The following is a 13,859-nucleotide window of genomic DNA, read 5'->3' as shown; positions in this document are numbered from 1 at the left end:
CTGCCGGATTTCATAATAAATGGCAGCGTAGTGCCTGATTTCAAAAATCAAATTTGACTACCACCTTCGTTGGAGCAAAACTGCATTTGCTAATTCATAAGCAGTAGGCTCATTCCCTTTCGGCGGTGAATATGATGCCGGGGCATATCAAAGTATAACGCAGCTCCCTTGAGCATCTCACACGGTTTCGGGTTGGGCGGGGGACAGGCCATGCTCAAAACCGACGTGCCTGACGGTGCAGGCTCTTACCGAATTCACACAAAGGCGGATATTGCAAACAGCGTATCGCTGGATTGGGCCTATCGATGCGGCATGGGCCTGCTCAAATATCCGCTCAATGAAGCTATTTCTGACCAGCTCGCGATGATGGGCAACGCTTCGCACGCGGATCGGGCCTGGCTGATCGAATATCGCCCAGACCTGCTTCGCTTCCGCAACACACATGAGTGGTGTCGCGGCCAGACCAGAGCCTATGTTTCGGAACTTCAGGAAGCACCGACGACCCTAATCGCCTGGCTGCACAAATATATGGTCAAGGGTCAAGCAGTCGCCGTACATGACGTCACCGACCTGCCCCGAACCGCGCGGGCCATTCAGGTGGAGTTTCTACGGCAGAGCAATAAAAGCGTCCTCAGCGTGCCGATGTTTCATGACGACAGGCTGCGCGGTATCATCGGCTTTGATACGACAGCCGCCAGCAAGATCTGGTCGACCAGCGAAGTGAGCGCGCTGTTCCAATGCGCTGATCTCATCGGACAAGCGAAATATGGCACAGGCCGACGCGCTGAGCCGACAACCGTGCCCGTAAGCTCCACACCTTTGGTTTATCTCAGCAATCGCGGTGTGGTGCGCGGCGTCCAGCCCGACATCATCGTCGGCGTTCGCTCTGCTGGAAACTACAGCGAAATCTGGCTGGAAGACGGGTCTATGCTGCTCGATTCGCGTTCGCTCGGCATGTGGTCGACCCTGTTGCCATCCAAGATTTTCCTTCAGATCCACCGAACGGCTTTCGTGAATACACTGCACGTCATCGACGTGGACCGCAGAAAGATCGATAAATGGCAGGTCAAAATGCGGTCGATTGACAGTTCATGGCCGGTATCGCGGTCCTACAGAAAGCAGCTCCGCGAACGGATGGGCATATGAAGGCTGCGAAGGTCTCAACACCGAGAGCTGTCTCAAAAGTCCAAGTCAGTCGGCATGAACTGTTTCCGCAAGCCGCGCGCGTTCGCGCAAACGGAAGCTGCGGGGTGTCTCCCCGGTGAAATTCTGGAAAAAGCGCGAGAAATAGGCCGGGTCAGAAAAGCCGAGCGAATAAGCGATGTGCTGAACCGAGGACGGCATCGCGATGAGGTCGCGCCTGGCCGTATCGATCAGCTTATGTGCAATCATATGTTGTGTCGTTTCTCCCGTCAGCCTTCGCACCAGCCGGTTGAGGTGGGTTGGCGACAGGCCGAGCGTATCGGCATAAAAAGCCACCGGGCGATGTTCACGAAAATGCCGGTCGACCAATTCCAGAAATTTTTCAACGCGTACATCACCATAAGCCGGACGTCCGTCTTTAGCCTGTAGCTCGCTCAATGCCGGACGCGAGACCAGGACGATCATCGTCTTGAGCATGGATTCCAATATACTGTTTTTATATGGCTTTCTGGAATGGAATTCTGTCTGGATCCGGTTGACCGTCAAAGCTGCGAGCGCGCAATCTTCCGCTGAAGCGTTCTCCATCGCGACAAGGCGCGGCCCATTCAGCCAAGCAGCAAAGGCGCTGCCTGGACGGTCGCTGACAAAGGGCATCTGCGGGCGCAGAATCGTGATGATATGGCCGGTAATATCGCGCGAGAATGAAAACCCGTGATTGAATCCGGGCGGAACCAGAATAGCGCACGGCGTGCGAAAACTATGGATCACGCCATTGAAACTGGTATTGCCCGCGCCGCTCTGAATGTACAGGAATTGAAAGAAATTCTCGTGACGATGCAGCTCGATTTCAAACTGATGCAGGCTGGATCGCGAGTAAAGCGTTTCGCAATGCAGCCAGAAATCCGGCTTTTTATCGGTTCCCTCCCCATAGAGTTCGTAGGTAGGAACTTCAACACGCATCGTTCTGCCTCCACAATCGTGTTCGATTTATACAATTTATTGCTGCAATAATCCATTGCCAGTTTGCGGTGGTTTCAAAGAATAAAGGGCATTCGTTGCATTGGGAGGAAATCATGCGCACCAAAGTCGCCATTATTGGTTCCGGTCCGTCAGGTCTTCTGCTCGGACAACTCCTGACGCGCGCCGGTATCGACAATGTCATTCTCGACCGCGCCAGCGAAAGCTATATTCTTGGTCGCGTGCGCGCCGGTGTGCTGGAAGAAGGCACCGTTCGTTTGATGGAAGAAGCAGGCGCTGCTGAACGCCTGCATCGCGAAGGCCTGCCGCATGACGGTTTCTCGCTCGCCTTCGACGGGCGAGATCACCGCATCAACCTTCATGCCCTGACCGGCAAACGCGTGACCGTTTATGGCCAGACGGAACTGACGCACGATCTGATGGATGAACGGCACAAATCCGGTACTGTCGGTATTTATGAAGCGTCAAACGTCACGCCGCATGATTTTGACGGCGCTTCGCCCTACGTTACCTATGAGAAGGATGGCGTCACGCACCGCATCGACTGCGATTTCATTGCCGGATGTGACGGTTATCACGGCGTCAGCCGCAAATCGGTGCCGGAAAAGGCCATCACCTCTTTCGAGAAAGTCTACCCGTTCGGATGGCTTGGCATTCTGGCGGATATCCCGCCGGTCGATCATGAACTGATCTATGCCAATCACGAACGCGGCTTTGCCCTGTGTTCGATGCGGTCGGAAACCCGCAGTCGCTACTATCTCCAGTGCTCCTTGGACGAAAAGATCGAGGACTGGAGCGACGACCGTTTCTATGACGAGCTGCGCCGTCGCCTCCCCGAAAATCACGCGGAAGCCCTGGTGACCGGCCCGTCGTTCGAGAAGTCCATAGCGCCGCTCCGTTCCTTTGTTGCCGAACCGATGCGTTTCGGAAAGCTGTTCCTCGTAGGCGACGCTGCGCATATTGTGCCGCCGACGGGCGCCAAGGGTCTCAATCTGGCGGCGAGCGATGTTCACTACCTGTTTGAAGGCCTGCGCGAGTTTTATCTCGATGAATCAGCGGCAGGCATTGACACCTATTCGGCCAAGGCGCTGGCGCGCATCTGGAAAGCAGAACGCTTTTCGTGGTCCATGACGAAGATGCTGCATCGCTTCCCCGACATGGAAGCCTTCGACCAGAAGGTGCAGGAAGCGGAACTGGACTATATTAGCCATTCTCATGCGGCATCGACTGCATTGGCTGAAAACTACGTAGGATTACCATTCTAAATATAAGCAACCTAATATCCGGCGCGCTATTTTGTTCTTAATTGACGCGCCATCGTGCTTATCAATGCGCATCAGGCTTGAACGTGAGGATATATCCGACTTAAATCCTCCCAAGAAAGTCTGTGCGCAACGGCGTTGATTCATTTCTTATTTGGACATTCCCATAACCAATCAGTTATGATTTCGACCAACAATATCATTTTACATAAACAATCAGATCGACATTCTATTGCGCATCCCGAAAGGCGTAAAACGGTTTTCGGAAAAGATGCGCGTTAGAGCGAAAGCTGAGACGCACCGAGCTGATATCATCAGATCGGAACGCGCTCTGGAGAAAGGTCATTCCCTGTGGCGCTGCGACGGTCAGGCGCGGGAATGGTGGGCAACTGGGAGGAGAATATGAAGAAATTAGCACTCACCGCATTGGCGGTTTTGTCGCTCACCGCATCGGCGGCTTATGCCGATGTGGTTAAGGTTGGCGTTATCGGCCCGTTTTCGGGACCATTCGCCATTCAGGGCAAAAATTTCAAGGCCGGTATCGATGCCTATATGGCAGAGCACGGTAACAAGATCGGCGATGATACGGTGGAAGTCGTCTACCGCGACGTCCCGCAGGCCGATCCGGCCCAGTCGAAGGCGCTAGCGCAGGAACTCGTCGTCAAGGAAGGCGTGCAGTATCTGGCAGGCTTCTATTTCACGCCCGACGCGATGGCTGTCACGCCCATCCTGAAGCAGGGTAATGTGCCGATGGTGGTGATGAATGCAGCCACGTCTGCAATCGTGACCAAGAGCCCTTATGTGGTTCGCACGTCGTTCACGACCTGGCAGACCTCCACGCCTATTGCCAAGGTGGCAATCGACAAGGGTGTGAAGAAGGTCATCACCGTGGTGAGCGATTACGGCCCGGGCGTTGATGCTGAAAATGCATTCAAGGCCGCATTCACTGACGCTGGCGGCGAAGTGGTCGAAGCCATTCGCATGCCGCTTGCCACCAATGATTTCAGTCCGATCATGCAGCGCATCAAGGATTCCGGTGCGCAGGGCGTTTTCGCCTTTCTACCGTCTGGTCCCACCACGCTCGGCTTCATGAAAGCCTATGTCGATAACGGCTTGAAAAATGGCGGCGTACAGCTTTTTGCGCCGGGCGACCTGACGCAGGAATCCGACCTTCCCGCTCTCGGCGAAACGGCGCTGGGCGTATTGACCACCTTCCACTATGCGATTTCGCACGACTCTCCTGAAAACAAGAAGTTCGTCGAAGAAGCCCAAAAGGCAATCGGCAATCCTGCCGAACTGTCCTTCCCATCTGTCGGCGCCTATGATGGCATGCACGTCATCTACAAGATGATCGAAGCGACCGGCGGCAAGAAGGATGCGGAAAAGGCAGTGGAAGCCGTCAAAGGCATGGAATGGGTCAGCCCGCGCGGCCCGGTTTCCATCGATCCGGAAAGCCGTCACCTGACGCAGAATATCTATCTGCGTGAAGTCGCCAAGGCGGAAGACGGCAGCTACTACAACAAGGAAATCCAGACCTTCGAAAAGCAGGGTGATCCGGGCCTAAAGGCCAAGTAATTCACCTGCTTCACGGTTCAGCCCGCCCCACATTCCATGGAATATGGGGCGCTTACGCTCCCGGATCTTTCCGGGAGCGACTTTTTCTCAGCCTCCGGCCAGAGAATCAATCTAACAGGATTACTCAATGCAGACTGTGCTCAGCATTGCCATCGATGCCCTTGCCTATGGCATGGTGCTCTTCGTCATCTCTATCGGCCTTTCTGTCACCATGGGTCTGATGCGCGTTGTCAATCTGGCGCATGGCGCCTTTGCGATGATCGGCGGCTATTTCGCCTCTTATGCCGCGCACCAGCTTGGCCTCAATTACGGTTTCGCTATCATCATCGCCGTTATCGGCACGATGATCATCGCGGTTCCGGTGGAAAGGCTGCTCTATCGTCGTATTTATGGCGCGCCGGAGCTGACGCAGGTTCTGATGACCATCGGCATCACATTCTGCATCATCGGCCTGACCAACTATATTTTCGGCCCGACGCTGAAGACCATTCCGCTGCCGGAAATGCTGCGTGGCTCGATTGATCTCGGCTTCCGCTCTATCGCCAAGCACCGCGTTTTCGCCATTGGCTGCGGTCTCGCCGTTGCAATCGGCCTCTGGTATATCGTCGAGCGCACCGCCTTCGGCGTGAAACTGCGCGCCGCCGTCGATAACGCCAATATGGCCGCAGCTCTCGGCGTTCGAACCGAAATCGTCTACGCAGTCAGCTTTGCACTCGCTATCGGTCTCGCTGCATTTGGCGGTGTCGTCGGCGCAGAACTGCTGCCAGTCGAGCCCTATTACGCGCTGCGCTATATGGTGACGTTCCTCGTGGTCGTATCTGTCGGCGGCGCTGGTTCCATTCCTGGCGCCCTCATCGCCTGTCTCCTGCTTGGAGCCATCGACACAACGGGACGCTATCTTGCGCCTGAATATGGCGAATTCTTCTTCTATCTAGCGGTGATCGTGATCGTTACCCTGTTTCCACGCGGCCTTGCCGGAAGGTTGGCCAAGAAATGACCGACATGTCGCAAACTCTCCCCCAAAGCCGCAAATCCTATGCAGGCCTGATCGGCGTCATCGCCATCATCGTGGCCAGCATCATTGGCTGGTTCCTGTTTCCCGATAATCTGGCGCTGCTGACCCGCATCATCGCCATCGCCCTTCTCGTGCTCTCGCTCGATCTCGTCACCGGCTATTGCGGCATCGCAACGCTTGGCCATGCCGCATTGTTCGGCGCGGGCGCTTATGGTGCAGGTATAGCCGCAGCGCATTTCGGCGTGACCGATCCGCTCCTCATGACGCTGGTCGGCCTTGCCGCCGGCGCTGTCACGGGGCTTGTTTCCGGTGTCGTCATTTTGCGCGCACATGGATTGGCGCAGCTCGTTCTGTCGATTGCCGTAGTGCATCTTTTCCATGAAGCCGCCAACAAGGCGTCTGAGTGGACAGGCGGCAGCGACGGCTTGAGCGGCATTTCGCCCGATCCGATTTTCGGCACCTTCGAATTCGATCTCTATGGGCACACCGTCTATATTTATGGCGTTATCCTGCTGCTCGTCTCCTTCATTTTCCTGCGTTATGTCGTGCGTTCCCCTTTCGGTATGCTGTGCCGCGGCGTGAAGGAAGATCCGATCCGCATCCATGCCATGGGCGCATCGGTTCATTCCGCACAGCTTCGCATGTATGTCATTTCCGGCGCTATTGCCGGCATCGGCGGCGCGTTGAACGCCATTTCCACGCAGGTTGTGGGACTGGATAGCCTCAGCTTCACCATGTCGGCGGAAGCGCTGGTCATGCTGGTTCTGGGCGGTACAGGCACATTGTTCGGCGGGCTGATCGGCACTGTCGTCTTCATGTGGTTTGAAGATCTGGTCTCTGCGGCCAATCCGTTCCACTGGCTTACCATGGTTGGCGCATTGCTGATCCTCGTGGTGCTGTTCGCCCCGCGCGGCCTCTACGGCACCGCTGTCCATTATTTCGAGAAGCGGAAGGCGCGCAACGCATGAGCACCGTGTTTGAAGTTTCAAAACTGCGAAAGAATTTCGGCGGTCTGGCGGTCACTAACGACGTTTCGCTCAGCATGGCCAAGGGCGACCGCGTCGCCCTCATCGGACCGAACGGCGCAGGCAAGACTACCTTCGTCAATCTCGTGACAGGTAACCTTCCGGCCACCTCCGGCACAGTGACGCTCGGTGGCGAGAATGTCTCGAAGCTCAACGCCATGCAGCGCGTGCGGCGCGGTCTGGTGCGTTCGTTTCAGGTCACGCGCCTCTTCTTCGACATGACGCCAGAGGAGCATGTCGCTCTTGCGATTCTGCAACGTGAGGGCAAGACGGGCCGCATTCTCGGTGACTATCATAAAATGCCGGGTGTGATGGATGAGGTGCGCGATATTCTCGACACACTCGGCCTGTTACCGCTCAGCCAGCTGCGTGTCAGCCAGATTGCTTATGGCCAGCAACGATTGCTGGAAATCGCACTGGCATTGGCGCTGCGCCCGAAGGTGCTCCTGCTGGACGAACCTGCTGCTGGCGTGCCGCAAAGCGATACAGGCCGCATCGAAGAAGCGCTCGACCGCCTGCCCGCCGATCTAGCCGTTCTCATGATCGAGCATGATATGGATCTGGTTTTCCGCTTTGCCAAACGCGTGGTCGTTCTGGCCGCAGGAACCGTGATTTTCGACGGACTGCCGCAGGATGTCGTGCAGGATACCCGCGTTCGCGAAGCCTATCTGGGGAGCTATGCGCAATGAGTGCAGCCTCGCTTGAAATCCGCAACCTGTCTTCTGGCTACGGCCCGACGCGGGTTATCGAAGATGTGTCGCTCAAGGTGGAACCCGGCTCAAGACTGGCCATATTGGGGCGCAATGGCGTCGGCAAGACTAGCCTCTTTGCGACCATTGCAGGGCAAACCCGCCGCTATGGCGGCGAAATCCTGCTCGGCGGCCAGAATATCGCGACGCTGCCGTCAGCAGCCCGCGCGCTTGCCGGTCTTGGCTATGTGCCGCAGACCCGTGACGTCTTCCCAACCCTCACGGTGGAAGAAAATCTGTTTGTCGGCTTGAAGAAGCGCCCGAAAGACGCACTTGAAGAAGCCTATGCGATGTTCCCGCGCCTCAAGGAACGCCGCCGCAATCTCGGTTCGCAGCTTTCCGGTGGCGAGCAGCAGATGCTTTCAACGGCGCGCAGTATTCTCGGCAAGCCGACGGTACTGCTGCTCGATGAACCGCTCGAAGGCCTCGCACCGGTTATCTGCGAAGAACTGATGGCTGCATTCTCAGCCTTGGCGCAGAAGGGCGACATGACGATCCTGCTTGTCGAGCAACGCATTCAGAGCGCGCTTGATTTTGCTGATCACGTCATCATTCTGGAGCGCGGCCGCATTGCCTGGTCAGGGACATCCAAGGAACTATCCGACGATCAACATGCAGTCGAAGAGCACCTCGGCGTCGGCGGGCTTCATTAGCCATTTCGATACAAAGGAACGACCGATCGACTTTGTTCGGACGCCCCGACAACGCGCTGTATTCAGGCCTCACGCCCATGTTCTGGAAGATGTGCGGCCGGACGGTGCGTTCCTTTTCTCACTGGTCCTTGTCACGACCGGCGCTAGCGCTATTTGCCATGCGGGTTAGCCTCCCAAATCATTGGTACTCTCAAGGAGAAACCGCGATGGCATTTGTTCAGACACAAGACGGCACTGAAATCTATTACAAGGATTGGGGTCCGAAGGACGCACAGCCCATCCATTTCCATCACGGCTGGCCGCTCAGTGCGGACGACTGGGACAATCAGATGCTGTTCTTCCTCAAGGAAGGCTTTCGTGTTGTCGCGCACGACCGGCGGGGACATGGCCGTTCGAGCCAGGTCAGCGATGGTCATGATATGGATCATTACGCTGCTGACGCGTCAGCCGTTGCGGAACATCTCGATCTTCGCAACGCCGTTCATATTGGTCACTCCACAGGCGGCGGACAGGTCGCGCGTTATGTAGCAAAATTTGGTCAACCGCAGGGTCGTGTCGCCAAGGCGGTTCTGGTCAGCTCCGTCCCTCCTCTGATGGTTAAGACGGCCAACAACCCTGATGGAACACCAATCGAAGTATTCGATGGTTTTCGTTCGGCACTCGCCGCCAATCGCGCGCAGTTTTTCATAGATGTGCCCTCTGGTCCTTTTTATGGATTTAATCGTCCGGGCGCGAAGCCATTGCAAGGCGTTATCAATAACTGGTGGCGACAGGGCATGATGGGAAGCGCCAAGGCACATTATGAGGGGATCAAAGCGTTTTCAGAAACGGATCAGACAGAAGATCTGAAGGCGATAACGGTTCCAACACTCGTCTTGCAAGGCGACGATGATCAGGTCGTTCCTTATAAATGCGCATCTGTTCTGCAGGACAAGCTGCTGCAAAACAGCAAATTGATTATCTATCCTGGCTTTTCGCACGGCATGCTTACGGTCAATGCAGATGTGATCAACGCTGATCTGCTTGCTTTCATTCGTGGATAATCACAATGCTCGCCGGAGTTGCTCCGGCGAGCATCCTTGACCTGAGCAGATGAGCTGGAATAGGCGACTCAATGTACCCCTTGAATGGTTCAATGACCGCATTCAAGATATAAGACTTTGATTTTAAGGGGAATGGTGGGCGATGAGAGACTCGAACTCCCGACATCTTCGGTGTAAACGAAGCGCTCTACCAACTGAGCTAATCGCCCGACTGATTTGTCAGTCGCGTGAGAGCCGTTTAGGCAATTCGCGCGCCAAGCGCAAGAGCAAATTTCGTCAATTCTCACAGTTTCGACTATTTTCTCAAAACGACAGAATTTGACAAGCGAGCAGCCCCCATAATTTAGCCAGCTGAGCGAATGTTCCTGATGCTTCAAGGAAACCGGGCTTGTCCCGATGCCAGTCATCGAAACATAGTGTATCTCGGCAAAAGCAGAGCAGCGCAATGAGCCTAAAAGGCAAATATGACGCTGATTTAAAATTTAGAAGAATTTAATTCTATTATATTACATTTCACTAATTAATCTTTCTTGAATTTTCCCAATTGGTAAAATCGCATTATCTCTCCGTGCATTTGAATCATGGAGAGGAATTATGATGCGCAATGTCATTCGCATTTCTTTGACTGGCTTGTTTCTCGGAGCAAATCTTACCGCGGCTTTCGCGCAAGCGACGCCTGAGCAGATGGAAATGGCCTACAGCGCGGCTCGCAATCAGCTTGGCGTGCTGACCTATTGCAAAGACAAGGGCTATACTGACGATGCGGCCATTGAAATCCAGAACAAGATGCTCGGAATGATCCCTCCTCCGGCTGATACCGCCAAGGCAGAAGCCGCAGAAGAAGCTGGCAAGCAGGGCAAGGTTTCCGTCATGGGCATGGAGCAGGATATCGCCGGCAGCGCAAAGGCGCAGAACATTTCCGAAGAAAAGCTGTGCCAGACCATGGCCGATGCCGTGAAGCAGGCTGGCGCGCAGCTCCCCAAGTAAGATCCGCCACCTTTCGAAAACGAACCCCGCCCAGTGCGGGGTTTTTGTTTGTCTGGCTCTCGGCGGTCAATGCCTCCACCACAAATTTAATGGCGCTCACTAAGCTCACTAATTCAGCAATTTATTAAGCATACAGGACGCTTATCTTCTATTTACCATGCAACTTAAGAGCGCAAAAAGAATTGCCCGTGTAATTTGCTCCCAGGTCAAGACGACCAGCTAATAAAAGCAGAGTCTCAGGAGCAACACATGTCCAAGCTTTTCTCGCGTTTTCGCAAAAATGAATCCGGTGCAACCGCTATTGAATACGGCCTGATCGCCGCTCTGATCGCAGTTGTCATCATCGGTGGCGCAACCACCCTCGGCTCGACCATCAGTGAAAAGTTCACTGAAATTGCCGGCAAAGTTGAAGATGCAGGCAAGTAATTCTTAAAATCGGCTTTAAGACAATCAAGGCTCACACTAAACAGCCGCCCCCTGTGGGCGGCTGTTTATTTATTCCGGCCAGAAATTATCGGAACATGTGCTTCCGGCCAATGCTAATAGGTATCCCAAGGTGTGAGAGAGCCGCGAAAAAGAATATAGCTATCACTCTGCAATCTTTATTGATTTTGCCGCTTGAATCCCTTTCGGCATAATACCAAGTGAATAGAGTTCGCTGAAAAACGGTGCGGCAATGCACGCCGTTTTCGGCCTTTCAAGGAGCGACAGCCATGTCATTAAAATCACTTCTGATCGCCGTTGGCATTGGCATATCGGGGTTGACCCTCACCGGGTGCGTGTCCGAAGGCTATTATGGCGGCGGCTATTACGACCCTTATTATGTACAGGGCAGCTATATCGGCACGGGCGTCGTTTATGACAGCGGCGGTTATTATCGCAATTACCCGCGCTATTACCGGGACTCACGCTACCGCGATTACCGTTATCGTGATCGCGACCGTCGCCCGGATTATAACAGACCGGACCGTCCACGCCCGCCGCAGGGTAAACGGCCTCGGCCCCCGCAAGCCGAACGCCCATCGCGACCACGCCCCGAAGCAAGGCCACCGTCAGGTAACAGCGGGCCCCGCGCCTATATCAGACCGCGTGGCGACGAGCCCCGGTAAGGCAAGAATCAAAAAGGCTGCGAGTTTCGCAGCCTTTTCTTTTGTCAGAGCTTGATCACATATTCCTTGCGGGTGGTTTCCAGCACATCCCAACTGCCTTTGAAGCCGGGGCGAATGACAAAACTGTCGCCCGCCTTGACTTCCCGGCTCGCTCCGCCCTCCTCGCTCACGATCGAGCGGCCAGACAGAATGTGACAGAACTCCCATTCGTCATATTCGATCCGCCATTTTCCCGGCGTGCTTTCCCAGATGCCAGCAAAGAGCGTGCCGTCGGCATTTTCTTCCAAATTCCATGTCCTGAATTTGGGATCGCCGGAAAGAACGCGCTCCGGCGAGGGCGCGCCCTCTTCCGGTTCAATGCCGGTCAGGTCGAAGTCGAGAAACCGGCTCATCCAGTCAGACCTTGGCCAGAGCCTGTTCGATATCGGCGATGATATCGTCGGCATCCTCGATACCGATGGACAGACGCACCACATCCGGTCCCGCACCAGCTGCCACCTTCTGCTCGTCGCTTAGCTGGCGATGCGTGGTCGAAGCCGGATGGATAACCAGCGAGCGGGTATCGCCGATATTGGCCAGCAGCGAGAACAGGTCGAGGCTGTCTACGAATTTCACGCCTGCATCGTAGCCACCCTTGAGACCGAAGGTGAAAACCGAGCCCGCGCCCTTCGGCGCATATTTCTGCTGAAGTGCATGATATTTGTCATGCGGCAGACCGGCATAATTCACCCAGGAAACCTTCTCATGGCCATGCAGCCAGGTCGCAACCTTTTGTGCATTGTCGCAGTGGCGCTGCATGCGGAGCGGCAGGGTTTCAACGCCGGTCAGGATCTGGAACGCATTGAACGGCGAAATTGCCGGGCCAAAGTCGCGAAGCCCCAGTACGCGGGCCGCAATGGCAAAAGAGATATTGCCGAAGGTCTTGTGCAGTTCCAGACCTGCATAATCCGGACGCGGTTCGGTCAGAAGCGGATAGTTGCCCGACTTCGCCCAGTCGAAGGTTCCGCCGTCAATGAGAATGCCGCCCATGGAATTGCCGTGACCGCCAATAAACTTTGTCAGCGAATGCACGACAATATCCGCACCATGTTCAATCGGGCGCACGAGGTAAGGCGAAGCCAGCGTGTTGTCTACGATCAAAGGCAGACCATGCTTATGGGCGATTTCGGCAATGGCTTCGATATCCACGACAATGCCGCCCGGATTGGCGAAGCTTTCAATGAAGATCGCGCGCGTCTTGCCGTCGATCTGCTTGGCAAAATCGGTTGGGTTGGAGGCATCGGCCCAGCGCACCTGCCAGCCGAATGATTTGAACGACTGACCGAACTGGTTGATCGAACCACCATAAAGCTGGCGTGCAGCGACGAAATTATCGCCGGGCTGCAACAGCGTGTGGAAAACGAGCAGCTGAGCGGCATGCCCCGATGCCGTTGCAACGGCGGCTGTGCCGCCTTCAAGCGCTGCGATACGCTCTTCCAGCACTGCCGTCGTCGGATTGGTGATGCGCGTATAGATATTGCCGAACGCCTGAAGTCCGAACAGGGCGGCAGCATGATCCGCATCCTCAAACACGAAAGACGTCGTCTGATAGATCGGCGTTGCACGCGCGCCCGTCGTCGGATCCGGCTTTGCGCCTGCGTGAACGGCCAGTGTTTCTATGCCGGGTGAGCGTTTGGACATTTATTCCTCCTGATAACGAATGCCACTCTTTGAGAGCGGACGTTAGGCTTTGCCCAAAAGAAAGCAAAGGAGGAATTTTTCGACCCGTACCAAAACGCAGAAATTTATTTCGACTTCAAACGGTTATCCGATCAAACGCGGATATTCGATAGCCGGACAACGATCCATGACGACTTTCAGCCCGGCCTCTTCGGCACGTTTGCCCGCTTCCTCGTGAACAACGCCGAGCTGCGCCCATAAAACCGAAGGACGCTGTTTCATGGAAAGAATTTCGTCCACAATGCCGGGCAGTGAGGAAGCTTCACGAAACACATCGACCATATCCACGGGCTCTTCAATATCGGCCAGCCGCGCCACAACGCGCTGACCATGGATTTCCTTGCCGACCTGCCCTGGATTGACCGGAATAACGTGATAGCCCTTGGAAAGCAGAAACTCCATCACGCCATTGCTCGGGCGTTCAGGCTTCGGCGAAGCGCCAAGAAGCGCAATTGTTTTGACGGATTGGAGAATATCGCGAATCTGGTCGTCAGACGGATTTTGCATGTTTTTCCTCACCGGCTTCCATTGCGTCACTGTTATATCGTTCGCATGAGCGGATGCCGCTTGCAACACGACGGTCCACGCTTCTATTCCTATA

The 13,859-nt window shown here is 55.1% G+C and carries 15 protein-coding genes and 1 tRNA gene; 11 read left to right on the top strand and 5 right to left on the bottom strand.

Annotated elements, in window-relative coordinates; all coding sequences use genetic code 11:
• The first annotated feature begins 210 nt into the window (after nucleotides 1-210).
• Complete coding sequence (locus tag FHW03_RS08675) at nucleotides 211-1,146, top strand: LytTR family transcriptional regulator DNA-binding domain-containing protein (RefSeq protein ID WP_182520271.1); 936 nt, start codon at nucleotides 211-213, stop codon at nucleotides 1,144-1,146.
• 45 nt (nucleotides 1,147-1,191) lie between these two features.
• On the opposite strand, the gene FHW03_RS08670 is transcribed toward FHW03_RS08675, so the two are convergent.
• A complete protein-coding gene (locus FHW03_RS08670; protein ID WP_182520270.1) occupies nucleotides 1,192-2,103 on the bottom strand; it encodes a helix-turn-helix domain-containing protein in 912 nt (303 codons plus the stop codon).
• Nucleotides 2,104-2,216: 113 nt separating this feature from the next.
• Between FHW03_RS08670 and pobA the strand changes: the two genes are divergently transcribed.
• The 7 genes from pobA to FHW03_RS08635 all read left to right on the top strand — a co-directional run bounded on the left by pobA (nucleotide 2,217) and on the right by FHW03_RS08635 (nucleotide 9,443).
• Nucleotides 2,217-3,386, top strand: a complete 1,170-nt coding sequence (gene pobA, locus FHW03_RS08665) for a 4-hydroxybenzoate 3-monooxygenase (protein ID WP_182520269.1) — start codon at nucleotides 2,217-2,219, stop codon at nucleotides 3,384-3,386.
• 399 nt (nucleotides 3,387-3,785) lie between these two features.
• Nucleotides 3,786-4,958 (top strand): ABC transporter substrate-binding protein, encoded by a 1,173-nt coding sequence (locus tag FHW03_RS08660; RefSeq protein WP_182520268.1) that lies wholly within the window; start codon nucleotides 3,786-3,788, stop codon nucleotides 4,956-4,958.
• A gap of 127 nt (nucleotides 4,959-5,085) precedes the next feature.
• Nucleotides 5,086-5,955, top strand: a complete 870-nt coding sequence (locus FHW03_RS08655) for a branched-chain amino acid ABC transporter permease (RefSeq protein WP_182520267.1) — start codon at nucleotides 5,086-5,088, stop codon at nucleotides 5,953-5,955.
• A complete protein-coding gene (locus tag FHW03_RS08650) occupies nucleotides 5,952-6,941 on the top strand; it encodes a branched-chain amino acid ABC transporter permease (protein ID WP_182520266.1) in 990 nt (329 codons plus the stop codon). The genes FHW03_RS08655 and FHW03_RS08650 overlap by 4 nt, the downstream gene beginning before the upstream one ends.
• The gene (locus FHW03_RS08645) at nucleotides 6,938-7,687 is read left to right on the top strand and encodes an ABC transporter ATP-binding protein (protein WP_078340536.1); all 750 of its coding nucleotides are present in this window, start codon (nucleotides 6,938-6,940) and stop codon (nucleotides 7,685-7,687) included. The genes FHW03_RS08650 and FHW03_RS08645 overlap by 4 nt, the downstream gene beginning before the upstream one ends.
• Entirely contained in the window at nucleotides 7,684-8,400 is a 717-nt protein-coding gene (locus FHW03_RS08640; protein ID WP_182520265.1) for an ABC transporter ATP-binding protein, read from the top strand. The genes FHW03_RS08645 and FHW03_RS08640 overlap by 4 nt, the downstream gene beginning before the upstream one ends.
• Before the next feature lie 158 nt (nucleotides 8,401-8,558).
• Nucleotides 8,559-9,443 (top strand): alpha/beta fold hydrolase, encoded by an 885-nt coding sequence (locus FHW03_RS08635; RefSeq protein ID WP_377514533.1) that lies wholly within the window; start codon nucleotides 8,559-8,561, stop codon nucleotides 9,441-9,443.
• Nucleotides 9,444-9,576: 133 nt separating this feature from the next.
• On the opposite strand, the gene FHW03_RS08630 is transcribed toward FHW03_RS08635, so the two are convergent.
• Nucleotides 9,577-9,652 (bottom strand) — tRNA-Val (locus tag FHW03_RS08630).
• A 385-nt stretch (nucleotides 9,653-10,037) separates the two neighbouring features.
• Between FHW03_RS08630 and FHW03_RS08625 the strand changes: the two genes are divergently transcribed.
• From FHW03_RS08625 to FHW03_RS08615, 3 genes are all read left to right on the top strand, one after another.
• Entirely contained in the window at nucleotides 10,038-10,430 is a 393-nt protein-coding gene (locus FHW03_RS08625) for a pore-forming ESAT-6 family protein (protein WP_377514445.1), read from the top strand.
• A gap of 249 nt (nucleotides 10,431-10,679) precedes the next feature.
• Entirely contained in the window at nucleotides 10,680-10,856 is a 177-nt protein-coding gene (locus FHW03_RS08620; protein WP_078340533.1) for a Flp family type IVb pilin, read from the top strand.
• 287 nt (nucleotides 10,857-11,143) lie between these two features.
• Nucleotides 11,144-11,539: a hypothetical protein gene (locus FHW03_RS08615; protein WP_182520264.1), complete on the top strand. Its 396-nt coding sequence runs from the start codon at nucleotides 11,144-11,146 to the stop codon at nucleotides 11,537-11,539.
• 44 nt (nucleotides 11,540-11,583) lie between these two features.
• On the opposite strand, the gene FHW03_RS08610 is transcribed toward FHW03_RS08615, so the two are convergent.
• From FHW03_RS08610 to FHW03_RS08600, 3 genes are all read right to left on the bottom strand, one after another.
• Nucleotides 11,584-11,931, bottom strand: coding sequence for a cupin domain-containing protein (locus FHW03_RS08610; protein ID WP_182520263.1), 348 nt, complete (start codon nucleotides 11,929-11,931; stop codon nucleotides 11,584-11,586).
• A 4-nt stretch (nucleotides 11,932-11,935) separates the two neighbouring features.
• Nucleotides 11,936-13,219 carry an O-acetylhomoserine aminocarboxypropyltransferase gene (locus tag FHW03_RS08605; RefSeq protein WP_182520262.1) on the bottom strand — a complete coding sequence of 428 codons (1,284 nt, stop codon included), beginning with the start codon at nucleotides 13,217-13,219 and terminating at the stop codon, nucleotides 11,936-11,938.
• A gap of 123 nt (nucleotides 13,220-13,342) precedes the next feature.
• The gene (locus tag FHW03_RS08600; RefSeq protein WP_182520261.1) at nucleotides 13,343-13,765 is read right to left on the bottom strand and encodes a CoA-binding protein; all 423 of its coding nucleotides are present in this window, start codon (nucleotides 13,763-13,765) and stop codon (nucleotides 13,343-13,345) included.
• Nucleotides 13,766-13,859 lie beyond the last annotated feature (94 nt).

Source organism: Ochrobactrum sp. RH2CCR150, assembly GCA_014138095.1.
Taxonomy (GTDB): domain Bacteria; phylum Pseudomonadota; class Alphaproteobacteria; order Rhizobiales; family Rhizobiaceae; genus Brucella; species Brucella gambitense.
The sequence above is the reverse complement of the archived record's forward strand: the minus strand, read 5'-3'. Positions and strand labels throughout refer to the sequence as shown.

What these genes read in the sequence shown, in the direction of transcription:
- FHW03_RS08650 (WP_182520266.1), top strand. Translation starts at nt 5,952, where the DNA reads ATGACCGACATGTCGCAAACTCTCCCCCAAAGCCGCAAATCCTATGCA.
- FHW03_RS08635 (WP_377514533.1), top strand. Translation starts at nt 8,559, where the DNA reads ATGCGGGTTAGCCTCCCAAATCATTGGTACTCTCAAGGAGAAACCGCG.
- FHW03_RS08605 (WP_182520262.1), bottom strand. Translation starts at nt 13,219, where the DNA reads ATGTCCAAACGCTCACCCGGCATAGAAACACTGGCCGTTCACGCAGGC.
- FHW03_RS08625 (WP_377514445.1), top strand. Translation starts at nt 10,038, where the DNA reads ATGATGCGCAATGTCATTCGCATTTCTTTGACTGGCTTGTTTCTCGGA.
- FHW03_RS08620 (WP_078340533.1), top strand. Translation starts at nt 10,680, where the DNA reads ATGTCCAAGCTTTTCTCGCGTTTTCGCAAAAATGAATCCGGTGCAACC.
- FHW03_RS08655 (WP_182520267.1), top strand. Translation starts at nt 5,086, where the DNA reads ATGCAGACTGTGCTCAGCATTGCCATCGATGCCCTTGCCTATGGCATG.
- FHW03_RS08610 (WP_182520263.1), bottom strand. Translation starts at nt 11,931, where the DNA reads ATGAGCCGGTTTCTCGACTTCGACCTGACCGGCATTGAACCGGAAGAG.
- FHW03_RS08600 (WP_182520261.1), bottom strand. Translation starts at nt 13,765, where the DNA reads ATGCAAAATCCGTCTGACGACCAGATTCGCGATATTCTCCAATCCGTC.
- FHW03_RS08670 (WP_182520270.1), bottom strand. Translation starts at nt 2,103, where the DNA reads ATGCGTGTTGAAGTTCCTACCTACGAACTCTATGGGGAGGGAACCGAT.
- pobA (WP_182520269.1), top strand. Translation starts at nt 2,217, where the DNA reads ATGCGCACCAAAGTCGCCATTATTGGTTCCGGTCCGTCAGGTCTTCTG.
- FHW03_RS08615 (WP_182520264.1), top strand. Translation starts at nt 11,144, where the DNA reads ATGTCATTAAAATCACTTCTGATCGCCGTTGGCATTGGCATATCGGGG.
- FHW03_RS08660 (WP_182520268.1), top strand. Translation starts at nt 3,786, where the DNA reads ATGAAGAAATTAGCACTCACCGCATTGGCGGTTTTGTCGCTCACCGCA.
- FHW03_RS08645 (WP_078340536.1), top strand. Translation starts at nt 6,938, where the DNA reads ATGAGCACCGTGTTTGAAGTTTCAAAACTGCGAAAGAATTTCGGCGGT.
- FHW03_RS08640 (WP_182520265.1), top strand. Translation starts at nt 7,684, where the DNA reads ATGAGTGCAGCCTCGCTTGAAATCCGCAACCTGTCTTCTGGCTACGGC.
- FHW03_RS08675 (WP_182520271.1), top strand. Translation starts at nt 211, where the DNA reads ATGCTCAAAACCGACGTGCCTGACGGTGCAGGCTCTTACCGAATTCAC.